The sequence below is a fragment of the Virgibacillus sp. LDC1 genome (assembly GCF_025792345.1).
GTDB lineage: Bacteria > Bacillota > Bacilli > Paenibacillales > Paenibacillaceae > Paenibacillus_AQ > Paenibacillus_AQ lautus.
Genome location: NZ_JAOXLZ010000003.1, coordinates 109,622 through 135,828, shown reverse-complemented (window position 1 = coordinate 135,828; position 26,207 = coordinate 109,622). Strand labels below are relative to the sequence as shown.

Below are 26,207 nucleotides of genomic sequence, written 5' to 3'. Positions count from 1 at the left end.
TTTGTAAGGGAGAGACTATAGGTCATGGATTTTTTAACCATCCTCAAAGCAATTATTCTGGGAATCGTCGAGGGACTGACCGAGTTCGCTCCTGTATCCTCTACCGGTCATATGATCATCGTTGATGATATGTGGCTGAAATCCGAGGAGTTTCTGACGAAATACGTAGCCAACACGTTCAAGGTCGTCATTCAGCTCGGCTCCATTCTCGCCGTTATCGTGGTGTTCAAGGACCGCTTCCTGGATCTCTTGGGACTCAAGCGCAAAAAACCAGAAGCCGGCGTACCGGCGGGTACGGGCAGACTGAGACTCAGCCAGGTTATCGTCGGTTTGATTCCGGCGGGCGTGCTGGGCGTCTTGTTCGAAGACCTTATTGACGAGCATTTATTTTCTACCGAAACGGTGCTGATCGGGCTTGTGATCGGAGCCATCTTCATGATCGTTGCCGACAAGGTCAGCTCGAAAAAAGAGCCGAAAGTGGTCACTGTCGATCAAATTACGTACAGGCAGGCATTCAGCGTCGGACTGATTCAATGTCTGTCGCTCTGGCCGGGCTTCTCCCGCTCCGGCTCCACCATCTCCGGAGGCGTCATGCTCGGCATGAGTCACCGCGCGGCGGCTGACTTTACCTTCATTATGGCTGTGCCGATCATGTTCGGAGCCAGCTTGCTGTCGCTGCTGAAGAACTGGGAATACTTCACGCTGGAGGCTCTTCCGTTCTTCATCGCCGGTTTCGTGGCAGCCTTCGTCTTCGCCTTGATCTCCATCCGCTTCTTCCTGAAGCTGATTAACCGGATCAAGCTGGTGCCGTTTGCGATCTATCGGATCGTGCTCGCTGCTATTATTGCGTTGGTGCTTTATCTGTAGAACCGTTCGTTCATGAATATTGAATGCACAAGATTGAAAAAAGGCGGGGCTGTCCCTAAGTCATCTTCAATGACTTTTGGGACAGCCCCGCCTTTTATTAAGGATGCGCGGATAGCTATCATACAACTGTATCTCTTTTGTTATAGAATTTCGTTTACCGCATTCGAGAACCATTTCGCGATGATTTGCGGCCTTGTGATGGCGCTGCCTACAACCACACAATAAGCTCCCATTTCGATCGCTTTTGCAGCCTGCTCCGGTGTGTTGAAGTTGCCTTCTGCAATGACTGGCTTCTTACACTGCTTAATCAGTTCTTCCAACACGGTGAACTTCTCCACATGCTGAGACTGCGGTGTATAACCAATGAGTGTCGTTCCAATGTAGTGGAACCCCAATCGATCTGCTCGCAACCCCTCTTCCGTTGTGGAGATGTCCGCCATGAACTTCTGCGAAGGATATTTTGTAAAGATCGATTGCAGGAATGCCTCATCCTGATCCATCGTTGCTTGCACAGCAATAATCTCAACCCCCGTACCAACAAGCGCATCCACTTCGGTCATGGTCGCTGTAATGAACGATTGCATGCCCGGATATTCTTTTTTGATAATGCCAATAATGGGCAGCTCAACTTGCTTCTTTATTTCCTCGATGTCTTCAACGCTATTAGCACGGATCCCCACCGCACCGGATTCGGCTGCCGCAATGGCCATACGTCCCATAATAAATGAACTATGCAACGGTTCGCCTGGCAAAGCCTGACATGATACAATTAATCCTCGTTTCACAATATGTTCCCTCCATGCCCTATCCTCTTTTATTCTTCTCCAATAGCCTCATTTATCTTTTGTTTAATTAAGTCGGCTTTTGCGCCAAATACAGCCTGAATCCCGCCTTTTACCTCCAATACTGCAGTAGCACCCAGTTCTTTGATTGTATCCTTATCTACTTTCGATACATCTTTGACGGCAACACGAAGTCTTGTAATACATGCATCGACATCTTCCAGGTTCTCCTTGCCACCAAGCGCATTCAGCACTTTCATCGCGGTCTCTCCAATACTGTCCTTGGTTTCAACCGATACGCTCTCCCCATCACTTTCACGTCCCGGTGTCGCCACATTGAATTTCGTAATTAAGAAGCGGAACACAAGGTAATAGATGACAGCCCAGAAAAGCCCCACAATAATGACATAGATCCAATTAGTTTTGGCATTCCCCTGCAGAACCCCAAAGAGCATGAAGTCGATGGCCCCGCCAGAGAAGGTATTCCCGATACGAACGGATAACATATCCGCGATCATAAAGGATAGACCATCTAGAGCCGCATGAATCACATATAACCAAGGAGCGACGAATAAGAACATAAACTCAATCGGCTCCGTAATCCCTGTCAGGAACGATGTCAGCGCTGCACTAAAGAACAAACCAAACACAAGCTTGCGACGGTGCTTCGGAACGCAATGATACATCGCAAGACATGCCGCAGGAAGACCAAACATCATCGTAGCAAAACGTCCTGCAAAAAAACGGGTTCCTTCGGAGAACATTCCAACATGATTCGGATCAGCCAGTTCGGCAAAAAAGATTTTCTGCGCACCCACCACTTGCTGACCTGCAACCGTGGCGACACCGCCCAGCTCTGTGAACCAGAACATCGGATAAATCATATGGTGTAGACCAACAGCACCTGTAAGACGAAGCAAGAATCCGTATAAATAGGTACCGAAATATCCCATTCCGGCTATAGCAGTCCCTGCCGCTACCAGCCAGCCTTGAAACGTAGGCCAGATTAAGAAGAAGATCCCGCCTACAAAAATAGCACTAAAAGATGAGACGATCGGAATAAACCGTGAGCCTCCAAAAAATCCTAGAAAGGAAGGTAATTGAATCCCACGGTATCGATTGTTCAAATAAGTAACCAGGATACCAATGACAATAGCCCCTACAACTCCGGTGTCAATGGATTCAACGCTTGGATTAAATACCGTGATCATTGCACCAATCGATGCATTCATAACCAGGAACGAGACGGCTGCCGCCAGCGCAGCAGTACCTTTATCTTTTTTCGCTAGCCCCACGGCAAGACCAATACACATGATTAGCGCTAAGTTGGCAAACACAACATTGCCGGCTGCCGACATAATTTGAAAAACAGCTTGTAAAAACCGCGTATTCAGAATCGGATATGCAGCAATCGTATTCGCATTCGATAAGGCTCCCCCAATCCCAAGCAGCAAACCCGCAGCAGGTAGGATTGCAATCGGTAACATAAATGACTTACCAAGCTTTTGCAACTGTTTAAACATGGATTTTCCTCCTATTGGATCAATCATTGTATTCCATCGCGATATGTCAATTCTACATCATGAAATTATTTTAGTAAATATAATTTAACTGAAATAATTTTATTTTTGGTAATTAATCTATGACACTTAGTATGAACAATCACAATAAAAAACCTGTGCCCTCCAGCAGACGAAAAATACGTCAACTTCTGAGGTTCACAGGTACGATGAAAGCTTTATTATTAATCCATTCGGTTGTGTTCAAGAATCGTATTCACTGTAATTTGCATCCGACTATTTAAATCCGCATCCTCGAGTAAGATCATACATAAAATATCTATCGCATACATGACGGAAAATTGACTATTTACAAACCTTTCTTTATCAACAAACAATGTATTGGAGACCAAAATAAAAGAGTCCACTTGTTGCGCCAGTGTACTTTCGGAGAAGCTGGTCAGACAGATGACTTTGCACCCATTATTCTTTGCAATTCTGGTTGCGTCGACAATGACAGACGTTTCCCCTGAACTGGAAATCGCAATAACGAAATCATTCTCGTTCACGATCGAACTATTGATCAGCATTAAATGAGAATCCGTAATACTCTGCACATTGAAGCCCATACGCAGCAAGCGAAGCATCATTTCCTTCGCTGAAAGTCCCGAGCTCCCGATTCCGTATATGTAAATTCGTGCTGCGCTCTTAATCGCTTCAGCAAGTCGATGCAAATATGTAATGTCCAGCAATTGATTCGAACGCTCAATGACCGTCTGATAGAATTTAGATACTTGTATGAGAATATTGTCCTCCGCCGAAGGAGCCGTCGCAGTACGAAGCCTGCCCAACTGAACCTTCAATTCGGCAAAATTACGGCAACCAATCTTCTTGCAAAAATGCGTGATTGTCCCATTCGAGACACCAACATGGTTCGCCAGCACAGATATATTCATGTTATTAATTGATTGACCTTCTTGAAGAATATAATTCGCTACCAACTGTTCTTTCTTCGAGAAACTCGGATATAACTGCTGAATAACCATATAAATATCCATTGAATCCACCACCGCCATTTGGGAATTATAACAAAAAAAGCATATGGATTCAATATTATTGCTATGGGCGTGAATGCTAGTGCCCATCCTGAATCCTAGTTCGTAAAAACGGATATACAGAGAATGATATCGAGCTCGTCCGGAAGACCGATTTTTAGTAAACAACGTCCGTTCTGTCCGTCAACGAATATCATAAATGCGGGTACTTCGAGGAGCAGACTACTACAGTTGGTCCTTTGAATAATACCGTACCTTCTTACCATGACAGCTGGCGTATTCAATCTCAGCCCGAGTGCTGTCTCCAATATAGCCATTCACATCGATTACAAAGATTTCGTCCGACATATCGATTTTGCGGAAGTGCAGCTCTTTAAGCTTCCGCTCCTGCTCCTCCGTGATCTCGATCCCGTCGCTCTGCTCAAAAAAACCGACACTAAGAACGATATGTCCGCTTAACGTAAGCGCAGCTTCGACTTCCCGAAACTGTGCTTTAAACTTGGTCGAGCCGCATAGCGTTATTACCTGCATCGTACACCTTCCTTTTGGTAAATAGATACTCGTACTCTTCAGAAATATCGTGGACAAGAAAAGATGCGGATGATAAAAGTTTCTAATGCGCTAAATGCTCTCTATGATTGTCAGAATGATAGGGATAATTGCTCAAGACCATCATAGGAGTAAATATGGTGCAGCGCAACCATTCATCCATGAAGAAAAAGCCCTCCGATAAGGAGGGACTTCTGCCTAATGGTTGTACGGGGAATCCCCTATCCATCGATGAGCCAGGATTCATTCATTCTCAATAGCAGCTTGAAACCCCTCCGCCTCACTCTTCAAACGACAAATTGGCGGGCTCCTCCAGCAGCTCATAGTGAAAGTCGAGGTTCGTCGTAGGTACGCTGAGATCCACCTCTTCAAAGCGGAAGCTGTCCACCCACACCTTGCCTGTCCCCATCAGCAGGACACCGATCGAAATCGTGGCGCTGTCCTCGGGTACGTCGAGCACGATCGCATAGTGATTCCAGTGCGTGCTGCCCACAATGCGCCGGTCATTCATATTATCGAATTGGAGCACGTCTTCCGCACGATTATCGACGCGCATCCACAGCCCGCAGTATTCTTTGACGTTCTCGGTTTTGACAAAGCCGGAGAACCGCATCCGCTTGCCCGCATACTTGTCGGCTTTGAACTGCTGCATCATGGTCGCAAAAGCGCCATCTTCCATTGGGGTAAGGGCTTTTAGGTAACCGGAAGTGCTTCCTTGGTGGACGGTGGACCGGTCGACGCCGATTTCATAATCATGCGGATGACTTCCGCTCAGAAACCAGCCTTTTAATGCGGATTGCGTTTGCTGCTGCATATGATCCTCTCCTTTTTGGTAGCTTGAGTGTTGAGCGTGAACCGCAAAGATTTTGCGGTAACGCCCCGGCGGCATGCCGTACAATTTTTTGAATGCTCTCGTAAACGACTCCTGACTCTCGAAGTGACAGTGCAGGGAAATGTCGATAATCGCAGCCTCGGAGTGCAGCAGGAGCTGTGCTGCATAACAGAGTCTTCGTTTTCTAAGGTAATCCGCGATATTCATGCCAACCTCCTTCCGAAACAAGCGGTGGAAGTGATATGGCGAAAAACCGGCATAGGATGCAATATCCGTGAGGGTCAGCTGCTCCTCCAGATGCTGCTCCATGTACGCTATACTTTTTTGGATGATACGCTGGGTACTCAAGGTCAGGCCCTCCTTTGTTATTAGGATACCAAACGGGAGAAGAGCGTTTTTGATCTTTTTTGCCAACATAAGATAACCGTCTGTCGACGTGATTTCTCGCAAAACCAATCGCAAATAGCGGAAGCTGTCTTCTTGCGGAGATCAGGGAGGCTCAAGCTCTGAAATTTAATCTTTCTGAAATAAAAAAAGCCCCTTCGATTACGATCATCGAAGAGGCCTATTGCAAGCGAACTCATGCCATAAGAAAGCTAAGACGCGCCTCAACAGAGGCCTGGCTCCGTGATTCACAGCAGCCTCGTCTCGGGCAGGAAAAATGTATGTCATCCCTGATGACAGTTTCCTCTACCCGTTGTAATTCGGTGGATCCCCGAACTCCAGGGCACTCCCGCATTATATAGCCGAGCGCATTCTGCTGTACGGCTAAGCCGCATACCGCACTATCCCTGCGGCTTCAGCTGAACGGTGCGCTTGGTGCTTGCGGATTCGTACGCTGCAATGGCTACACGGGCAGAATAGTAGCCGTCTTCCCCCGTTATTTCGACCGGCTTGCCATCGCGAATGCTGTCGATAAAGCTGTTGACGAGACCTGCGTCCATGTCATCGCCCCAGAAGCTCCACGCCGCTTTACCAGTTACATCGCTGTAGACATCGTTCTTCTGAGCAAAGGAATCAATGTTCAGCACACCCTTGGTGCCAATGATCTCAAGCGTGACATCCCCCCAGGTAGGGAAGGTGCGATTACGGGACCAGCTTGGGTCCAGTACAGCAACAACGCCATTCGCGAATTTGACGTGGACCATGCCGGCATCGTCAATCTCTGTGTCATGGAAGAGCGTTTCCGCATGGGCGTATACTTCCTCTGCCTTGCTGCCCGTAAACCAATGCATCAGGTCCATCACATGGACGGTATGATCCAATACGGCGCCGCCGCCCGATTTCTCCCGTTCGATAAACCAGCCGCCCGGCATGGTTCCCCGGTTGGTTCCCTTCATGGCCAAAATTTCGCCGATTTGCCCTGCGTCAATCGCTTCCTTCGCCTGACGAACGGACGTAATATAACGGCAAGGAAAAGCCGTCATGAGCTGAACGCCATGATCCTTGCACACTTGAATCATCTCCAGCATTTCGGACTCGGACAAGCCTAACGGCTTCTCGCACAGCACATGCTTACCTGCCGCAGCGGCAAGTTTGGTGAATTCCGCATGACGCGCATTCTCCGAACAGATGACAACCGCATCCAGTTCCTGTGCCAGCAATTCATTATAGTCTGCATAATACGGTATGCCCCGGTCCACGGAGTAAGGGCGCACGCGCTCCGCGTCTTCATCGGCGACGCCGACCACCTCGACATCATCTCGCTTCAGCATGCCGAATAGATAGCTCGCTGCATGCATATGGGCAAAGCTGATAAAGCCTACTTTAACTTTCTTCATGAAACCGTCCCTCCGATCATCACGGGCTGTCCAGTCTGGGCCGATTGCTCCGCTGCCTGAGCGATTTCAACGGCGTAGCAAGCATCCTTAATACTTACGAGCGGCTCGCTGCCGTTTCGGATGCACTCGATAAAATGCTGCACCTCGTTATAATAAGGGTCATATAGGCTTGGGCTTGAAGGAACCTGTACGGCTGCTCCCTCGCCTGCCTCCGCATTCACCAGTTTAATGTCCAGAGACTGCACCTGATTGCTGTCAAATCTTATAATTCCCTGGTCTCCCGAGATCTCGAACTGCGTTGTAAACGGTCCGGGATACCCCCAATAGCCGGTTAGACTGGCGATTGCGCTATTTTTAAAATGAAGCGTAAGCTGGGCATACTCCATTTCAGGCTCATCCCGCTTAACGATGGAAGCATATACCGACTCCACTTCCCCGAACAGCCAGCAGGCAAAATCGATATCGTGAATCATGAGGTCCATGATAACACCGCCGCTCTTGCCTGGGTCGTTATACCATCCATCCATACCCTGCGGGTACGAACCGTACCGCTTAAAGTGAGCCATCTTCGGTGTTCCGATGCTTCCGGAGTGAGCCTGCCGATAAGCGTCATGATAGTTCGGGAAGAACCGGACGACATGTCCGATAAACAACCGGACTCCGTGCTTCTCGCAGGCTGCCTTCATTTCCTGTGCATCCTCCAGCGTTAATGCTGCCGGCTTTTCGCAGATCACGTGCAGTCCTTTTTCAGCTAACTTCAGTACAAACGGTTTATGGAGATAGGTGGGCAGACACACCGCAACCGTTTCCAAATCTTTTTGTTCAAACAGCGACTCTACATCCGTGTATGCCTTCGCCCCGGTCAAAGCTGCTGCCTGCTCAGCCCGCCCGGCGTTAATATCAACCACGCCTGTCACCGTTACTCCCGGCATTTTCGCCAAGTTGTGCGCATAGGCCGTTCCCATCGTTCCACAGCCCAAAATCGCTATGTTCATGCTTATCCCTCCAGTATACCTGTAATGACTTGGACCAAAAGGTGATGCCGTATCCGTTGTGCGCGAATACTACTCCACCCTGTTACATTCTTCATGTGACATGACATTCCTGCCTATATTTCACATGATTCGTGCTTTTTTGAACTTATGCCGCTAACTTGGTAAAGTGTATATATAGAGTAGAGAGAAAGGGTGTAGCGAGAACATGTCAGAACTTGTCGTTCAAACAAAAGACGGGCGTATTCAAGGCAGTTCGGAAAACGGAGTACGTGTATGGAAGGGAATCCCTTATGCAAAGCCACCGATCGGTCCGCTTCGGTTCCGTGCTCCCATGTCCCCCGATCCATGGGACGGGATAAAAGATGCTACCGCCTTCAGCCCCATGTGCCTTCAACCGCTTGAATCCACCTCAAGCATGCTTGGCGGAGGAGTGACCAAAACGGTGTCCGAGGATTGCCTCTATCTCAATGTGTGGGCACCCCTGAACACGCCGGCGGAGCCGCTGCCCGTCATGGTATGGATTCACGGGGGCACTTTTGTCACAGGCTCGGGCAGCTTGCCAAGCTATAACGGCGCGCCCTTCGTTCTCCGTGGAGACGTGATTGTGGTAACGCTCAATTACCGGCTGGGTCCGCTCGGCTTTCTCCATCTCTCTCCATTCGGTGAAGCCTATTCCTCCAATACCGGTTTATTGGACCAGATCGCCGCCCTGCAATGGGTGCGGGATCATATCGCGGCCTTCGGCGGCGACCCAGAGCGAGTGACGGTATTCGGAGAGTCGGCCGGCAGCATGAGCATTGCAGCCTTACTTGCAATGCCGGCAGCCAAAGGGTTGTTCCACCGGGCCATCATGCAAAGCGGTGCTGCCCAGGTCATGGCTCCGGAACAGGCAAAGATGGTAACGGCTGGTTTGCTTAAGGAGCTGGACATAACGCCTGATAAGGCCCATCAGCTTGAATCCCTCACAGGTGAGCAAATATTTGAAGCCGGGGAACGGCTGAAGAAACGAATTGGAGCCGGCGTCAACATGATCTTCCAGCCGGTGCTGGAACCGGACACGCTGCCTCATGATCCGCTGCAGGCTGTTCAATCGGGCTGGGCCAAAGACGTGCCGATCCTGATCGGAACAAATCACGATGAAGGGGCTTTGTTCTTCCGGCCGGACATGCCGCTTGTGAAGGAGAACGATCTTGTCCGCACCGTGGAGATGATGACCGGCATTGAGGATGCCGCCCCAATCACCAAGGAGTACCCGTACAGCATCGACGGACATGCCCAGATTATGACCGACCTGTATTTCTGGCGCTCGGCCCTGCAGTTCGCTTCCGCTCAGAGCAAACACGCGCCGGTATGGATGTACCGATTCGATTGGACGCTGCCGAATCATCCGGTTCTCGGCAAAGCGATGCACGCCCTGGAAATCCCGTTTGTATTCAACACGCTGGCGCTGTTTCAGAACATCGGTGTTCAAGTCGATGCCGCTACGCAAGCCCTGTCCGACCGGATGCAGGATGCTTGGATTGCATTTGCGCGCAATGGCTCACCGGATACAGAGGCGCTGCCGTGGCCTGCTTATGATCGGGCATCGCGTTCAACGATGATATTCAACAACGACAGCAGGGTCATCGAGGACCCGGATGCGGAGAAGCGGGAAATGCTGCAATTATAAAATAGCAAGCCATAAGCAAGGAGTCCCTTATGCCAATAGAATTCAATAGAATCCTATGGCAGCAAAAAAGCTGTATTTCCAGGCATGACATCATGGATATCATGCTGGAATACAGCTTTTTGTTATTATGGGCCGTACATGTACATGCCGCTGATCGTGGGCTCCCCAGCCCCCGCCTGCTGCAGCGAAAGGATGGTGAGGACTAAGGGGGCCCTAGGATAAGGCAGGAAGCAGCCTTATTTCACAGCTCCCTGCGTAATGCCATTGATGATCCACTTCTGTGCGAACAGATAGATGATGATCATCGGGAGCATCGCCATCAGGTATGAAGCAAAGGCCAGATTGAAGTCTGTATTGAACTGCCCTTGGAATATATACTGCACAAGCGGCAGCGTATAGGAATCCGTATCGCTGATAATGATGAGCGGCAGCAGGAAGTCATTGTAGGTCGAGAGGCAAATCAGAATGCCCACCGTCGCATTGATCGGCGCCATAATCGGGAATATGATCCTCCAGAAGGTCCCCCAAGTCGAGGTACCGTCCACTCGGGCCGCCTCCTCCAGCGCAACCGGGATGGATTTAATATAACCCACGTACACAAATACGTTAAATGCCAAGGCATATACGGTATGCAGGATCGTAAGCCCGACCAGATTCGTCATATTAAACCCGGCTGTCAGCTTGACCAGCGGCAGCATAATGATCGGGAATGGAATGAACATGGCACTGATGAAATAAAAGTACAAGCCTTTGAAGAACTTCCGGTTCATATTGCGGGCAATCGCATAAGCGACGAGCGAATTGGTCAGCAGGGTCAGCACCACCGTTGCTGTCGTTACCATGGCGCTGTTGCCCAGCGCGTTGAAGAAATTGGTCATTTTTATGGCATTCGTAAAATTCTCGAAATGAAGCTCCTTCGGCAGGCCGAATACGGAAGCCAGCATGTCCTCCGGCGTTTTAAGCGCAATCGTGATCGTCATATACAGCGGGAACAAGATCAGTATCGTACCCAATGTGATGAGAATCATCACCGTCCAGTTGGTTTTCGTCCGCATTACATGTCCCCCTCTCTTCTCTGCAGGAACCGAATCTGCACAATCGATATCGTTGCAATCAGGATGAAGTAGATCACGGAGTTCGCGGATTGATAAGCAAACTCTCCTCCCTCGAAGCCGCCCGTATAAATCAGGTGGGAGATCGACTGCGTCGCCCGGCCCGGACCGCCGTTGGTGAGGGCGACGATCTGATCAAAGACCATCAGGGAATTCTTCATCGCCAGCACCATGTTGATCGTAAAGAACGGCGCGATCAGCGGAAACGTTATTTTCCAAAATTCCTGCCAGCGGTTCGCCCCATCGAGATTGGACGCTTCAAACAGTGTGTGAGGGATGGTCTGGAGCCCCGCGAGATACAGGATCGTGTTATACGCTATGCCCTGCCATACCGCTACCACCACAATCCCGATCCAGGCATGCTGTTCACTGCCCAGGATATTGGTGGACAGCCACTCGATCCCCAGGTTCTGTCCCCAAATGGTGAACACATTCGAGAACAGGTAGTTGAATATGTAACCAACAATCAGCACACTCAGAATATTCGGAAGAAAGTAGATGCCTCTGAAGAAATTCCTCGCTTTGATTTTGGCATTCAGCCCCATGGCAATCAGCAGACTGAAGATGTTGATCAGGATGGTTACCACGACCGCGAATTTGAATGTGAACCAATACGCATTGCCCACGTTGCCGTCCTTAAACAGATTGACGTAATTCTTGAATCCGATGAAATCGAAGTTATCGCCGAATCCGTTCCAGTTCGTGAAGGAGTAATACACCCCCTGCAAAGCCGGCAGCGTCAGAAATACGAAGAACAGCACGACCGCCGGCACGGTCATCAAGTAATAAGGCATAAGCCGCTTGTTCATGTTGGGTCCTCCTCAATGCTTCTTGGATATCGTGTGAAGAAAATACCGCCTTCCGCCCGTTAACGCCTGTCAGCTACCTTGTCCCATTCGGTGTCCAGCTTCTTCAGATACCCGTCGATATCCCGGTTCTGAAGGAAGGATTGAATCACCGAGTTCAGCTGCACCGCCGCGGGAATGTAGTGGTCGGCAAAATCGATGACCTGGCCCCGCTCCAGATAAGGCAGAAGCTCTGCGACGGCGGGATCCTCCTGCTTCACGCCCTCAACGGTGGAGAACAGCGTTTGCTCCGTTATATACTGCTTGCTATTCTCAGGCTCCAGCAAAAATTGAATGAACTGCTGGGCCTCCTCTTTATGCTTCGAATCCTCGGATATGGCAAGTAATGTATCGACGCCCGATATTAGTTTATTCTCCTCGGGTTTATTGCCGGTTGGCATAGGGAAGAAGCCGATCGGTGCATCCGGATTCGCTTTCCGGATTTCCGGAATCGCCCAGGTTCCTTGGATATACATGGCGGATTGGCCTCTCGCAAAATCCCGGTTGCCGTCCGCGTAGTTCTTGCCAAAGTTATCCCCATGGCCATAATCCATCAGCGCGAGCTGCTTATCCGCAATCTCCCGGTATTTCTCGGCAAACGTTACCGTGCCTTCCCGCCGATCCATGTAAAAGTCAATGCCTTCCAGATTGGATGCCAATGCGTTAAACGGCAGCACCGTCTGCCAATCGTCTTTATAAGTGAAATAGAACGGGATTTTCCCCGCATCCTTGGCCTTCTGCGCCGTAGCTAACAGCTCGTCCCAGGTCTTGGGAACGCTGAGCCCCAATTCCTTAAAAATTTCCGTATTGTACATCACGCCGTTAGCGTTCGTTGAATAGGGAATGCCCGTAACCTCGTCCATCCCCGCTACGTCTTTCAGCATCTGGACATAGGTCTCATCCACCTGACTCAGCAGCGGATTATTCGTCAAATCCATAAAAATGCCGCTTTGCGCCAGCAATGAATAGGTATCGGTTGCACCCATGCCGATAATGTCAGGAATATCATTCTTGACGACTCTTGTCTTGAGTACGGTCTCCGCATCCGGCGGATTTACCTGAACAACCTTGATCTCGGATTGGGATTGATTAAATTTCTCAATTAGTGCATCAAAGGAACCTTTCGCTTCAGGCTTATTTTGAAAAAATTCAATCTGCACGCGTCCCGATTCCTCTGTTGCACCGCATGCGGCCAGCATTAGTACGATCACCAAACACGCCGCGATCCATTTACCAAGCTTCATGGTCTGCCCCCCATTTCATATCCTGATGTAGTTTTGGTCAAAGTCCATGTCTATTTACTACCCTTTTTGCTTGGTTGGTAAACCTTCCGGGCTCCAAGGCAGCGCTCCAGATACCGTGTAAGACAACAGAAAAAAACGTCTATTCGACGTTCCTTCACAGAAAACAGATCACGTATAGAGAAAGTTTTTTGAAAGTATCCTATGGATTAGATCCGTTGAAACGGAACCCTCCCATAGACATAAAAAAAACCAGCAGATCAGGGTCTTCATCCTGATCTGCTGGCAAGGTTCGGCTATCGTTTCATAGCCCGATGCAACCTACTCCAACCATTTTTTATGAATGTCGGCAAACTTGCCTTGCAGCTTCATTTCGTCAATCCACATTTCCAGATAGCTTGCATATTCAAAGTCGCCGCGAGGAATCATGTAGCCTTTTTCGCTGTTCGTGAAAGGCTTATCCGTCAATGCAGCATACAGTCTGGAATCTGCTTTTGCATACGTAATCGCTTCGATCGTATCGGTAATCATCACGTCATACGTACCGTCCGCTACCAAATGCGGGATATCCAGGTTGTTTGGAACGACGGTCACATTAGCTTTCGTCAAATGCTCGCGTACGAATACTTCGTTTGTTCCGCCTGGATTGACACCAATGCGAACCGAAGGTTTGTTAATGTCTTCAATTGTAAGGTATTTGTCTTTGTCTTCGGCACGGATCAACGGTGCTTTACCGAAGGAAATGTACCCTTGGGACACATAAGCCGTTTTTTGTCTTGCCGTGTTGCGGGTAACGCCGCCTACTGCGATGTCGAATTTATCAGCCTGCAAGTCCTTCATCATGTTGGACCAAGTGGTGTTGACGTAGCGAACTTCCACGCCAAGATCTTTACCGAGCTCTTCCATCGCATCAACATCATAACCTTCATACTCTTTTGTAACAGGATTCAAATATGTAAACGGTTTGTAATCCCCTGTCATGCCAACCCGGATGTAGCCTCTTTCGATAATTTCGTCAAGCTGGGAAGCCGCTTGTTTCTTTAGCTGTCCGGGTGCATTGGTCGAAGCCGATTTAGCGGATACCTCCGGTGATGTGAGCACCTCGTTTGCAGCAAAACCCGTTGCTACCAATGATAAGCTGACTACCCCTGCTAGCAATACCTTTTTCCAATTCTTAGCCATGTCTTCGTTTCCTCCAGTTTTCATCTAGTTGTACATCCTGATGCCCTTTGGTTGGCAGTGGCATCGATCTGCCTGAAACACTCTGATCATCGTCTTGCTGGTACTTCCCCTGACTTACTGCCTTACACGGTTACGATTCGAGTTTCTTTGCTTCCAGGCATCCCCCCTCTCAAGTCCCCTTACGTGCGGTCCATAAGATTTAGGGAATGCTACAGACTGAATTTGGCAAGCTCTTTGCTAAGCTCCTGAGCGACCGTCTCCAGATGTTTAACGGAGTTCGAAATTTCCTTGATGGTTGAAATTTGCTCTTCCACGGCGGCGGTCACATTCTGTGCGTCATTGGAAGTCAAATCCGCAATGGATTTCAGCTCTTCAACCGAAGCGCTGACCTGTTCGGATCCCGCCGACATTTCCTCGGAAGCCGCCGATACCTCCAAAATGTGATCAGCCACGTTGCGTGTCGCACTCAGAATGTTATCGAATTTCTCGCGTACCTCTTCAATCAGCGCGATGCCATCCTGTACATCCTTCCGGCTGACGTCCATGACCTGTACAGCATTAATCGTATCCTCACGTATTTCCGTAATCAGCTTTGCAATCTGATCGGTTGATACCTCGGACTGTCCAGCCAGCTTCTTGACTTCTTCAGCCACGACCGCAAAGCCGCGTCCATGCTCGCCCGCTCTGGCAGCCTCGATGGAAGCGTTCAGGGACAGCAGTCGGATCCGGGAGGTCACTTCCGTGATAAAGCTTAAAATTTGCTCGATTTCCGAGGAACGCTCATTCAAACGTTCAATCGCCGTGCCGACCTTGGACGTGCCCACGCCGATGTTGCCGATCTGTTTCACGGCTTGCTCAACAACAACCGATCCGGTCTCCGCTTGACTAGCAGCTTCCTGCGCGGCTTCGGACACCATCGAGGATGTCTCGGCGATTTTGACGATTCCGCTGGCCATGTCGCTCATGGATGTCGCGATTTCGTTGGAGCTTGAAGCATGAGCTTGTGCTCCGCTGGCAATTTGGCGAATGGAAGAACCGATTCGGTCCACGCTGTCCATGGCCGTATCCACCCCGCTCGAAACGGTATCCGTGACCGACATGACTTGGCGGGAGGAATCGTTCACCCCAATGACCAGATGCTTCAGATGCGATACCGTCTGGTTAAAATCGCTGGAAAGGACGGCAACCTCATCCTTGCCGCTAACCTGAATGGTTTTGGTCAAATCACCCGCTGCAACTTCCTTAACAGCCGTGTTGAGCCTGCGGATCGGCCGGACAATCTGTGCCGTGAACCAAACCGCAGCAGCGGCAGAAACGAACAGGGCAGCAACCGAGATAATGACTAAAGTAAACGACATTTCCTTGATCGGAGCGTTCAGCTCCTGGGTCGGTGCCGTTACGAACACGCCCCAGTTTAAGTTGGATGGTGCGTAGGCCGCCGAGTACTCAACGTTATCCAGTACATAGTCGAATTCTCCAAGCTCGCCTTGACGCACCTTGTCAAAAGCTTGCGATAATTCCGTGCTTTCCACATCTTCGACCTTCTTTTGAAGGACGAATTCCTCTGATGGATGCCACATGAACGTTCCCGCTTTGCTTAGAAGAAAAGCGTATCCGGTATCTCCGAAGGTCTGGGAGGATACTTTTTTCTGCACCTCGTTGATTGGAAGGGTAGAGCCCATGTAACCGTACTGTTTTCCATCTTTCATCAACGGAATGATCATCGTAACGATGTTGTTGCCCGTACGCTTGGAAAGCACCGGCTCCGACACAACCAGCTTACCTTCGCCCTTCCCGGCTTCCTGATAATGGACGCGGTCGGACACGTCGGTCACTTCGCCCAGAAAGTTGATGACGTTCTTCCCTGTCAAATCGTATGAGAAGAAAAAGGTCTCAAATTCCGGGTTCACTTCCTGCGCCGCTTGTATCAATTGCAAATCCTGCGCTTTATTCCCTGTGACGAATTTCCCAATGGTTTCAACCTTGGCAATTTCCACGTCGAGAAATTGGTCGATCTGAAGCGCCAGCTTCTCCGCGCTAAGCTGTGCTTCCTTGTCCAAACTCTCCTGAAGCAAATCGGAGGACCGGTTGTAAGTTACGGCAAAGACGGATCCAAGACTGACTAGCAAGAGCAAACAAATCATTGTAATCATTTTTTGCTTGAGACTCTTAAGCATGCTGTATAAACCCTCCCAAAAATAGTGCCTGGGTCCTATCCGATCATTCGTCCAAAATTTTTGCAAGTGCTCTTTTTTCTGTAAGGACTTTTCTCTCTACAAACAAAAATGAACAAATTACGTCAAAAAATTATGGTATAAAATGGCGAAATAAGACTCCGCTTTATTAGTTATCGGTAGGGTATGTTCATTTTTTGATAGGTTGATGAGACATTTTACACAATTCGACATCGACGTGGTAATGCGAAATGCTCAGGGGTTTACCTAGTCCAAAAGACTTGAATATATAATTTTTTTCATATATCTTTAGTCGTTACTAACATGTTGCAGGAATTACTTGAGTTTATATGGAACGGAGGAATAAAAGCACAGTTGGATAAAAGTAAATAAGGCTGTCCCCTATCAAGCAGAATGATCTGCTTTTAGGGAACAGCCTTATTTCATTGCATGTGGATCCTTAGTTTACGAATAGATATCCCTGTTCATTGTAGGCATGGAGCAGCGTGTATCGGCTGAATCGAACCTTGTGGGCTTCACCCAGGCTCCGCTTCAGCAGCTCGCTTTGGATCGGAAGCTCCGACACCCCAGCCGGTCCGCCGACCATTCGCATCAGATCCCCCAGTTCTTCCGGCTCCGGGATTTGCGTTATATGCGACCGGATTTCGTTCCAGTGCTGCGTGATCCGAAGTGCAATGTCATCCACACCTCGGGAGGCGCCTATATTCATCTCAAGCCCCTGTTCCCCGAGACGGTGATACAGCTTCGAGATTTCCACGCAAGCGGCACCTACCTTGGCTCCGTGCAGCAGCTGCTTCTCCCCTAGCCGGATAAACTCCATCTCCCAATAGTGGGACAGATGATGCTCCGAGCCCGAAGCCGGATGGGATTGACCGAACAGCAGCATGGCTAAACCGGATTCGATGAGCGCACCCATTAAGATGCGCACCCCCTCCTCACTCTGCTTCCCAATCTGCTCTACCCCGTTCACGCATTGATTGAGCGCGGATCGCGTAATATCCGCCGAGATTTGTAAATAGGGTTCGCCAGCCACCAAGCTTCCGAATTTCCAGTCGAACAGCGACGTATACTTGCCCAGCATATCCCCGAACCCGGCTGCGGTAAGCTGCGGGGGTGCCGACATGAGAATATCGACATCCGCAAAAATCGCGCTCGGTCCAATGGCCGGAATCGTCTTCTTCTCGCCCCGTATAATGATGGGCGCTCCCTTGGAATTAAATCCATCCACCGAAGCGGCCGTGGGTACCGAGATGAACGGGATACCCGAGGTATAAGCAGCGTACCGGCTAATATCGTGAATCGTTCCCCCGCCTACCGCCAGCACCGCCTTCGCCCCGCTTTGCTGGATATCCAGTATGACCTGAATCAGGGAAACCTCATCCGCGATAACATCTCCCTTCCAATCCGGAAGAAGCCGGGTGACTTGGACCTGAATCGAGGATTTCATCAGCAGGTTCGCAAGCGGCTGGCCCGCTATGTCATAGGTATTGCCGTCTACGACCATCACCACCGAGGTCCACCGTTTCGTCTCAAGGTAACCCGCGACCTCACGCAGAGCTCCGGACTGGATCTGAATAGACTCCACTTCGTCCAGATTCGAAAGCTGCCCATCAGGTAAATCCGCCGCCAAACTTCGGACATTCGATAAAATGGAGGTCATATCGGCGTGCCCTTCTTTCCGATCACCGCCATCGCCGGGAGCGGGTCATTGCAGGTCATGCCGGTGACCCCGCATTCCAGCGAATAGCGAACACCCTCCTCATCGTCGGGGCAATAGCTCCAAACCAGGAGCCCCTGTTCCTGGAACCGGGCAACGAGCTCAGGCGTAAGCAGCGACATCTCCACGCCGATTGCCCACATCTTGGAGTAGGCTCCATCCTCGCCGAAGACAAATCGGGACATTTTCTCACCAGGGAAACCCTGTGTCTTCAGACCATGCGTATCATGAATATGGGTCAGAACTTCTGCATCGAAGCAGGTGAATACACAGCGCGGCAGGTACCCGTATCGGTTCAGCACATCAACCGCCAGGTCTGCGGTTTCTTTGGCCTCGGGGCTTGGCTTAATCTCCACGTTGCACAGAACTTCGGGATATTCCCGGAGCAGTTCGCATAGCTCCGCAAGCGTCGGGATCTTCAATCCTTCAAACTCCCGGGCGAACCAGCCGCCCGCATCCAGAGATTTCAGTTCCGCAAGCGTAAAATCCCTCACCTCGCCAGCGCCGCTCGTCGTACGCTGTACCGTTGCATCATGGATAACCACCACTTCCTTATCCCGGGTCAGCCGGAGATCAAATTCCAGCATATCTACCCCTAACTCCAACGCCTTGCGAAAGGCCAGCAGCGTATTTTCCGGATAAGCTGATTTATACCCGCGGTGTGCAGCCACCATCATACAGGATGGTTCCCGTAGTCGTTCGATCATATGTCCTGCCACTCCTTTACCAGTTGTTATTGGGCCAAAATCCGTTCCGTCTCTTTCTTGAAGGTATCCAGCGTAGCCGGAATATCCTTGCTGTCATACATGATCGCTTCCATGGCCGAGAAGAACTCATGCATAATCTCCGGCCATGCCACGTCCTTATTGGTATCAACGGCAAATTCCAGCTGATCATAGGCGACTTTGCGATTCGGTTCTTTGGCCCACAGCTCCTGGATCTGCTCCGACTCCACCATCTTCTTCGTGAAAGGCAGGTAACCGGATTGCAAAATAAATTCAAGACCGCCTTCCTCTTCCATCTCCATCCACCGGATGAACTCCCATGCCGCTTCCTTGTTTTTGGAAGAGGACAGCATGGTCACATTCGCCCCTCCGGTCGGATTCGCATACACTTCGTCCTTAGGCAGGAATGCCGTCACGTAATCGAAATCCACCGCGCTGGACAGCCCGCCAATCGATCCCGTAGATTGATACATCATGCCGACCTTGCCTTCCACAAACATGCTGTTCACAATGTTGCCGGAATCCTGAGCCGGCGGATAATACAAGGCGCCTGTGCTTTGCAGGTCTTTAAGGTAAGTGAACATCTTGGCGCCGGCGCCGTTATCCCCGAAGCCGATTGACGTATTATCATCATTGAAGAATGTTCCGCCCGCCTGCGAGATCATGGCAATCGGATACCAAGTGTCATAAGGCATCGTAACGCCGTATCGCTTATACTCGCTGCCTTCCTTGACCACCAGCGCATTTGCGACCTCCTTCAGCTCCTCCCATGTGGTCGGAATTTGAAGCCCCTGCTCATCCAGCAAGGTTTTGTTCACATGCAGAATCGGGGTGGAACGGTTCAGCGGCAGCGATACCAATTGATCATTGAAGATGGAGTGTCCCATCAGCCCCGCCGTAAAATCATCGGCGCTGATGCCAGAGCCTTCAAGATAAGGCGTCAGATCCTCAAGCACTTCCGAATCGGCGAACATCTGAACGTAGGCTCGCTCCAGCATGCTGACATCCGGACCGGTATCGGATGCTATCGCCTGCTGCAGCTTGGTTACCGTCTCGTCATAACTTCCCTGGAAGGTGCCTACTACTTCGATATCCTCATGGGATGCATTAAAGCGCTGGATGAGTGCGTCCATGTATTCCCCATTCTTACCGCCCAGCGAGTGCCAGAACTGAACCGTGGTTTTCCCCTTGTCTCCGGACGGGGCTTCGGTCCCCCCGCTTCCCGGCGCTTCGCCAGTATTACCGGAAGTCCTCCCACCACCGCACGCGGCAAGCAAACTGAACAGCATAATGACGGATAGCAGTGTATACCATTTGGATTTCATATGACTCATTCCTCCATTAATCATTCGATTGTGAATTGCTGAACCCTGTCGTTTCCTGAAATTATTTAATGCCTGAATAAACAAAAGCCTTCACGATGTGCTTTGAGCAGAACACATACACAAGCAGGATAGGCACCACCAGCATCACATTGCCGGCCATAATGATGTGCCAGTTGCTGATGCCCTCGGTCTCCCTTAGCATGGCGATCCCCAAGGTCAACGGCCGGACGGCAGCGGAGTCGGTCATGACGAGCGGCCAGAAATAGTCATTCCAGTGGCTGACAAAGCTGAACAGCGCGATGGTAGCAAGTGCCGGCTTCGACATGGGAATCATGATTTTCCGAATGATTTTGAATTCAGTCGCATTATCAAGCCGGGCCGCTTCAATGATTTCCTCCGGAATCTGCATGAAGTACTGTCGCAGCAGGAAGATGCCGAAGGCATTCGAGATGAACGGGATGATCTGCGGCAGCAGGGTTTTGACCAATCCCCAATCCGCCATCATCAGATAGACCGGTATGAACGTAACCTGGCCCGGAATCATGAATGCCAGCAGGATCATGCCGAACAGCAGTGTTTTTCCCGGAAACTTATACTTTGCAAATGCATACGCGGCCGGAATCATGATCAGGAACTGCAGAATGATGATGGATCCGGTGACAACAACCGAGTTCCTGAAATAGGTCAGAAAAGGACCTGCATTCATCGCCTCCGCGAAGTTGCCCCACTGCGGTGAGGCCGGAAACCACGTCGGCGGAAACGTCATCGTTTCCCGGAATGTCTGGAGCGATGTGGAGATCATCCACAGGAACGGGAAGATGAAAATCATGAGCACTGCAGCCTTCAGCAAATAGCCCAGCGCCGTCCATACGATTTTTAAGTCAAAGGTCTTCAAACTGTGCCTCCTTTCTGCATGGCCAAGGCCTTATTGATAATGAACCTTCTTGGACAGCAGCCGGAAATAGATGAATGTGAGTAATCCGATAATCGCCATGAGCACGACGCCTGTCGCGGCCGAATAACCGATATTGGTCGTTCGGAAGCCGTATATGTAATACACAAGCGTGGTCGTTGCATTATTCGGTCCTCCGCCCGTCATCACCTGAACGGTGTCGAATACTTTGAAGGAACCAATCGTCATGATGATCAGGATAAAAAACAGCTGCGGCGAAATCATCGGTAATGTGATTTTGTAAAACACCTTGAACCTGCTGGCATTATCCAGCGCCGCTGCTTCATAGATGCTTGGCGATATGCTCTGCAGGGCCGCCACGATAATCAGGGTGTAATAACCGATGGCCTGCCAGACCGATACGATAATGACGGATATCAATGCGGTCTTGGAGCTTTGCAGCCATGCGGACGGCGGGAGCCCAACCAGCTTGAACAGATAGTTGAGAAGTCCTTGATTCGGCTCCATCAGCCACAGCCAGACCAGGGAGATTGACACGATGGAAACGACGTGCGGCGTGAAAATCCCGGCCTGAACGACCGAATTGAAACGCCCCTTTTTGTTAAGCCACACCGCAATCAACAGAGACAGCAGCATGGTAAGAATCACGACGCCGACTGTATAGACGGAGGTGTTCCAGAGCGCTTTGTAAAAATCCCCACGGCCCAGAATCTGGGTGAAATTGTCCAGTCCGACAAACTTGCTCTTGTCCTTGTTCATCAGGTTGTATTTGAACAGGCTTAAGTAAATCAGATAACCTACCGGATACATCACAAACAGCATGATCCCCGCCATGGCCGGCGCGATCAGCACATAGGGCCTGATCCCTTCCCAGATCCGCTTCTTATCCATGAGCCAGCCCTCTCAGCCGCTCCATGAACTCCCTATAGCGGACGTCCTGCTCTTCGATCCGGTTCTCATCCGCCCCGAAGAAAAACAATTTATCCGCCGGTACGCCGAGATATACCTCCTGATCGACATGGAATTTGTCATCTTGGCACTTCACCATGAATGCTTGACCCTCCGTTGTCCTCACCTGATAAATCGTCTCGGAGCCCAGCATTTCACGCGTGATGACCTCACCCTTGGCCGTATAATGGAACGATTCCGGTTCTGTGCCGATCACGACGCTCTCCGGACGAAAACCGAATGTGGTACGATCGTCGCCCAGCGGCGCAATGTTCATGGGGGGTACCCCGATAAACTGGGCCGCAAACAGATTGCTGGGCTCGCGGTATACCACTTCAGGCGGCGCTTCCTGCTGAATGACGCCTTTGTTCATGAGCACGATGGTGTCTGCCATCGACATCGCCTCGATTTGGTCATGGGTCACATAGACAAAGGTCGTTCCCAGCTTCTTGTGCAGTTCAATCAGCTCGATCCGCATCTGAACCCTCAGCTTGGCATCCAGATTGGACAACGGCTCATCCATCAGGAATACGGACGGATTCTTAACCATCGCCCGGGCCAAAGCCACCCGCTGCCGTTGCCCGCCGGACAAGGTGGAAGGCTTACGATCCAAGTAATCGTTCAGTCCAACGGTTGCCCCTATGGTCTCCACCAGACGTGTACGCTCGGCTTTGGGAACCTTGTTGTTCACGAGTCCAAACTCGATATTCTCGCGGACCGACATCGTCGGGTAGATCGCGTAATTCTGAAATACCATGGCCACGCCGCGCTTACCCGGGGCAATTCGCGTAACATCCTTGCCATCGATAAGAACGGAACCGGAGGTTTGAGGGTCAATGCCCGCGATCATCCTTAGGAGCGTTGTTTTTCCGCAACCGGACGGACCGACCAGCACGGTGAATTTTCCGTCCTCGATGGTAAGATCCAGGTCCTGTATGACGGTTTGACGATCAAACGACTTGCTTACTTTCACAAATTCAATGGATGCCAAGAGCGATCCCCCTCACGAAAGTGTAATGATGCTGTCATGACAAGCGAAAAATAAATGAATCCATAAAAATGAAATCCCTTACATGTACCTGATAATAAGTACGCATTAAATGCACAGGTAATGATCACTTTTGTTCATTTTTATTTAATTCGATTGTAGATGTGCAATATTAGGAGAGTGTTAGACCTTCGTACGGATTTTGTAAATTCGCTTCGCATCAAGGGATTTAACATGGCATTAACATAATGGGAGTACACTAGATAGACATGGAGTCCTTAAGCATAAAAGAGCAAAAGTGCGCATTGTATGTACAAACGCACCTCTACAGCTCATTGTCCATTTAGGAAGGGAGAAATTATTGATTGCTGGCACATGAACGAAAGAAAAGGATCATTGATTATGTAAGACAATACCGAACGGCAACGGTTGCTGCGCTGGCATCGGAATTCGGTGTTCACACAGCCACCATCCGCCGCGATCTGGCGGAGATAGAACAGGAAGGCGCTTTGAAACGCACGCATGGCGGGGTCATCATGGAGCAATGGACGCATAACGAGCCGTCCTTTAATGAGCGAACCAACTTTCACCGGGACGAGAAAATACGCATCGGTCAGCTCGCGGCTTCACTCGTGGAAGACGGGGAGAATATCATCATTGATTCGGGAACAACCACCCTTCATATTGCAACGCATCTTGTGCACCGCTCGGACATTACGGTCATTACGAACGATATGAACGTCGCCGTCGAACTTCGTGATGCTCCGGGCATCAAAGTCATCCTGACCGGCGGGGAGCTGTACCCCTCGAGTTACATGCTAAACGGCATGTTTACCGACCATGTGCTGAAATCCCTGCACGTCGAGAAAGCGTTCATCGGTACCCCTGCCCTGCATCCTCAGCATGGGCTCATGCACCCGGAAGCGCTGCTCGTCCCGGCCAAGCAGAACATGATACAGGCCGCCGGCGAAATTGTCGTTGTCACCGACCACAGCAAAATCGGCAAGCTGTCTCTGCACACGGTTGCTCCCAACAGCGCGATACATACCCTTGTCACCGGCACGGAGGCTTCCGACTCGGATATCAAGCCGTTTCAGGAACGGGGCATTACCGTGTACAGGGTTTGAGGCTTGCACACCTTGCGTACCTTGGCATACCTGGACATACTCCTTGCAGAAAACACAATAGGCACCCCTAGGGGTGCCCAGATCAAGCTGCTGCTTGCCGGCAGCTTGATTATTTATATTCCACTGCTATGTTTACCATCCATACTCGCTCTTTTTTCGCGATCCCCACTTAAAACCACAAAAAAGCAATAAGCAGAAATTCACTGAACGTCCATACATACGATCGCCATGTCATTCAATACGTCCAAAACTCAACGGTCGACAGCCAATCCAAGCATGCCCCGGACCACGCAACGTGCGCACAGGGAGCACAGTGCGCACGATGTACTTGTTCTTTGGTATAAGGACTTCCTAACGGACTCAGAATACCTTATTTCATAGAAAACAACCCTTTTAGTAACTTTAGCGGACCCTGCGGATCTTATTTGCTGTTTTAATCGGTATTTGCTCCTGTAATTCTCGAAATAGCGGATCTGGAGTCCGGTACATTGTGAAAAATCGGGTTATGATCTTAAATAACGGAACTAGAGTCCGTTAAAGTTGACGAAACCATGAAATCATCGAATGAAGAACACCTTACAGTCAGTGAGCCCACAACATTTCGATAGGTAATTCCAGGAGCCACCAGGGTCAATGCGATGCGTAGCCGACGGAAGCTATTTCCTCTACGCTTATTAATGGAAGTAACCAAAGAAAAGATTCCCCGACTCTCTCATTCCCTGCCCGGCTGCTAAAAAAAGATCCGGCAGTCATTAGACGCCGGATCCTCTCACACTATCGATTAAGGGATGACCTTCCAAACTTCGGCAGATCCAGGAGTTTCGCCTTGAGTCCACCATCTTGCTTCATAGTTCACGCCGTTGTAGCTGACTTTGCTGCCACCCAAGTAAACGGCTGTTGCGCTCCATGCCGGATAGGTCGTTGAGCTTCCGGATGTTGACACCGTAAGCGGGGCGGATGCCGATGATTTGCTGCCCGTGCTGCTTACGGCTACCACAGTATACGTATAAGACGTTCCTTCGGCTAACCCCGTATTGGTATAGGAGGTGGTAGTGGATGTACCCACAAGGGATCCGTTACGGTAGATTTCGTAACTGGAAGCACCTGTAGAGGCTGCCCATGCCAAGGAAACGCTGTTGTTGGTTTGGGATGGGGAAGTAAGTCCTGTCGGTGCCGGTACGCCTGGGTTCGGAGTTCCGCCGCCGCCAAAGTCCACATCGATGACATTATAGAAAGCGTTCGCTGTGTCAGCTACTTCCCATACTGCCAGAATGACATGGTAACCGGATTTAGCAGGAACGTTACAAGTGGAAGCATAGTTTGTCGGAGGTTTTACACCGCCGTAGTCAATGGAGCAGAAAGGCGTCAGATCAAACGAAGCTCTGCTCAGCGGAGCATTTTGATTCCAGCCGTCTTTCGTAATGTAGTATTTCCAGCTTGCCGTTGCATGGTTGGCTGTCAAATGCCATTGGAACGTTGTGGTTCCCGGGGAAATGCTCACTTTGCTCCAACGAGTTGCGGATTGCTCATCAAGTTTAGGGAACGCGCCGCCTGCACTGGCGATTTTGCCATCGGCCGGGCCTGCGTTCGGCCAGCCTTTAGGAGCTTCCAAGCTTTGAGGCTCATACACGATTGCGCCGCAATCGGTATTTTGCCCCTGCTTACACAGAATGGCGCGGCTGCCTGGAGAATCGACATATCCGTGGGCAAAAGCCTTATCTGCAAATAAGACCATGAATAAGGTCATCACTACCATCGTGGAACCGGCAATGATTAGATGCTTGAGCCAAGCTTTGTTCGGCAAACTTAAAGTCATACAATTAATCCTCCTTTAATATAAAAGATAATAATTGAAGCGTT

At 50.2% G+C, this 26,207-nt stretch carries 22 protein-coding genes; 3 read left to right on the top strand and 19 right to left on the bottom strand.

Features of this window, described 5'->3' with window-relative positions:
- Window positions 1-24 precede the first annotated feature (24 nt).
- Window positions 25-867 (top strand): undecaprenyl-diphosphate phosphatase, encoded by an 843-nt coding sequence (locus OHJ21_RS24220; RefSeq protein ID WP_486021378.1) that lies wholly within the window; start codon window positions 25-27, stop codon window positions 865-867.
- Between the two features lie 140 nt (window positions 868-1,007).
- Here OHJ21_RS24220 and OHJ21_RS24215 read toward each other — a convergent pair whose 3' ends face one another.
- From OHJ21_RS24215 to OHJ21_RS24185, 7 genes are all read right to left on the bottom strand, one after another.
- A complete protein-coding gene (locus OHJ21_RS24215) occupies window positions 1,008-1,652 on the bottom strand; it encodes an N-acetylmannosamine-6-phosphate 2-epimerase (protein ID WP_486021377.1) in 645 nt (214 codons plus the stop codon).
- Between the two features lie 29 nt (window positions 1,653-1,681).
- Window positions 1,682-3,172, bottom strand: a complete 1,491-nt coding sequence (locus tag OHJ21_RS24210) for a PTS transporter subunit EIIC (protein ID WP_326112006.1) — start codon at window positions 3,170-3,172, stop codon at window positions 1,682-1,684.
- A 221-nt stretch (window positions 3,173-3,393) separates the two neighbouring features.
- Window positions 3,394-4,206: a MurR/RpiR family transcriptional regulator gene (locus OHJ21_RS24205; RefSeq protein WP_243390920.1), complete on the bottom strand. Its 813-nt coding sequence runs from the start codon at window positions 4,204-4,206 to the stop codon at window positions 3,394-3,396.
- Window positions 4,207-4,428: 222 nt separating this feature from the next.
- Window positions 4,429-4,734, bottom strand: coding sequence for a hypothetical protein (locus OHJ21_RS24200; RefSeq protein ID WP_127594639.1), 306 nt, complete (start codon window positions 4,732-4,734; stop codon window positions 4,429-4,431).
- 298 nt (window positions 4,735-5,032) lie between these two features.
- Window positions 5,033-5,932, bottom strand: a complete 900-nt coding sequence (locus OHJ21_RS24195) for a helix-turn-helix domain-containing protein (RefSeq protein ID WP_486021376.1) — start codon at window positions 5,930-5,932, stop codon at window positions 5,033-5,035.
- 437 nt (window positions 5,933-6,369) lie between these two features.
- Entirely contained in the window at window positions 6,370-7,365 is a 996-nt protein-coding gene (locus OHJ21_RS24190; protein ID WP_100540136.1) for a Gfo/Idh/MocA family protein, read from the bottom strand.
- Window positions 7,362-8,360, bottom strand: a complete 999-nt coding sequence (locus tag OHJ21_RS24185) for a Gfo/Idh/MocA family protein (RefSeq protein ID WP_486021375.1) — start codon at window positions 8,358-8,360, stop codon at window positions 7,362-7,364. Before OHJ21_RS24185 ends, OHJ21_RS24190 begins: the two co-directional genes overlap by 4 nt.
- A 205-nt stretch (window positions 8,361-8,565) precedes the next feature.
- Between OHJ21_RS24185 and OHJ21_RS24180 the strand changes: the two genes are divergently transcribed.
- On the top strand, window positions 8,566-10,029 hold the full coding sequence (locus OHJ21_RS24180) for a carboxylesterase/lipase family protein (RefSeq protein WP_486021374.1): 1,464 nt from the start codon (window positions 8,566-8,568) through the stop codon (window positions 10,027-10,029).
- A gap of 236 nt (window positions 10,030-10,265) precedes the next feature.
- Here OHJ21_RS24180 and OHJ21_RS24175 read toward each other — a convergent pair whose 3' ends face one another.
- From OHJ21_RS24175 to OHJ21_RS24125, 11 genes are all read right to left on the bottom strand, one after another.
- Entirely contained in the window at window positions 10,266-11,084 is an 819-nt protein-coding gene (locus tag OHJ21_RS24175) for a carbohydrate ABC transporter permease (RefSeq protein WP_071221920.1), read from the bottom strand.
- Entirely contained in the window at window positions 11,084-11,950 is an 867-nt protein-coding gene (locus OHJ21_RS24170) for a carbohydrate ABC transporter permease (RefSeq protein ID WP_100540133.1), read from the bottom strand. Before OHJ21_RS24170 ends, OHJ21_RS24175 begins: the two co-directional genes overlap by 1 nt.
- A 59-nt stretch (window positions 11,951-12,009) precedes the next feature.
- Complete coding sequence (locus OHJ21_RS24165) at window positions 12,010-13,230, bottom strand: ABC transporter substrate-binding protein (protein WP_486021373.1); 1,221 nt, start codon at window positions 13,228-13,230, stop codon at window positions 12,010-12,012.
- 318 nt (window positions 13,231-13,548) lie between these two features.
- Window positions 13,549-14,409, bottom strand: a complete 861-nt coding sequence (locus tag OHJ21_RS24160; protein ID WP_100540257.1) for a transporter substrate-binding domain-containing protein — start codon at window positions 14,407-14,409, stop codon at window positions 13,549-13,551.
- 209 nt (window positions 14,410-14,618) lie between these two features.
- Window positions 14,619-16,586: a methyl-accepting chemotaxis protein gene (locus OHJ21_RS24155; protein WP_486021372.1), complete on the bottom strand. Its 1,968-nt coding sequence runs from the start codon at window positions 16,584-16,586 to the stop codon at window positions 14,619-14,621.
- A gap of 457 nt (window positions 16,587-17,043) precedes the next feature.
- On the bottom strand, window positions 17,044-18,264 hold the full coding sequence (locus OHJ21_RS24150; RefSeq protein WP_486021371.1) for a sn-glycerol-1-phosphate dehydrogenase: 1,221 nt from the start codon (window positions 18,262-18,264) through the stop codon (window positions 17,044-17,046).
- Window positions 18,261-19,028 carry a glycerophosphodiester phosphodiesterase family protein gene (locus tag OHJ21_RS24145; RefSeq protein WP_486021370.1) on the bottom strand — a complete coding sequence of 256 codons (768 nt, stop codon included), beginning with the start codon at window positions 19,026-19,028 and terminating at the stop codon, window positions 18,261-18,263. Before OHJ21_RS24145 ends, OHJ21_RS24150 begins: the two co-directional genes overlap by 4 nt.
- A 26-nt stretch (window positions 19,029-19,054) precedes the next feature.
- A complete protein-coding gene (locus OHJ21_RS24140; protein ID WP_100540128.1) occupies window positions 19,055-20,371 on the bottom strand; it encodes an ABC transporter substrate-binding protein in 1,317 nt (438 codons plus the stop codon).
- 61 nt (window positions 20,372-20,432) lie between these two features.
- Window positions 20,433-21,266, bottom strand: coding sequence for a carbohydrate ABC transporter permease (locus OHJ21_RS24135; protein WP_100540127.1), 834 nt, complete (start codon window positions 21,264-21,266; stop codon window positions 20,433-20,435).
- Window positions 21,267-21,296: 30 nt separating this feature from the next.
- Window positions 21,297-22,175 (bottom strand): carbohydrate ABC transporter permease, encoded by an 879-nt coding sequence (locus OHJ21_RS24130; RefSeq protein ID WP_326112029.1) that lies wholly within the window; start codon window positions 22,173-22,175, stop codon window positions 21,297-21,299.
- Window positions 22,168-23,223: an ABC transporter ATP-binding protein gene (locus OHJ21_RS24125; RefSeq protein WP_100540125.1), complete on the bottom strand. Its 1,056-nt coding sequence runs from the start codon at window positions 23,221-23,223 to the stop codon at window positions 22,168-22,170. The genes OHJ21_RS24130 and OHJ21_RS24125 overlap by 8 nt, the downstream gene beginning before the upstream one ends.
- 362 nt (window positions 23,224-23,585) lie before the next feature.
- Here OHJ21_RS24125 and OHJ21_RS24120 point away from each other — a divergent pair, with 362 nt between their 5' ends.
- Entirely contained in the window at window positions 23,586-24,347 is a 762-nt protein-coding gene (locus tag OHJ21_RS24120) for a DeoR/GlpR family DNA-binding transcription regulator (RefSeq protein ID WP_071221931.1), read from the top strand.
- Window positions 24,348-25,128: 781 nt separating this feature from the next.
- On the opposite strand, the gene OHJ21_RS24115 is transcribed toward OHJ21_RS24120, so the two are convergent.
- Window positions 25,129-26,163 carry a lytic polysaccharide monooxygenase gene (locus OHJ21_RS24115; RefSeq protein WP_100540124.1) on the bottom strand — a complete coding sequence of 345 codons (1,035 nt, stop codon included), beginning with the start codon at window positions 26,161-26,163 and terminating at the stop codon, window positions 25,129-25,131.
- Window positions 26,164-26,207: the final 44 nt, after the last annotated feature.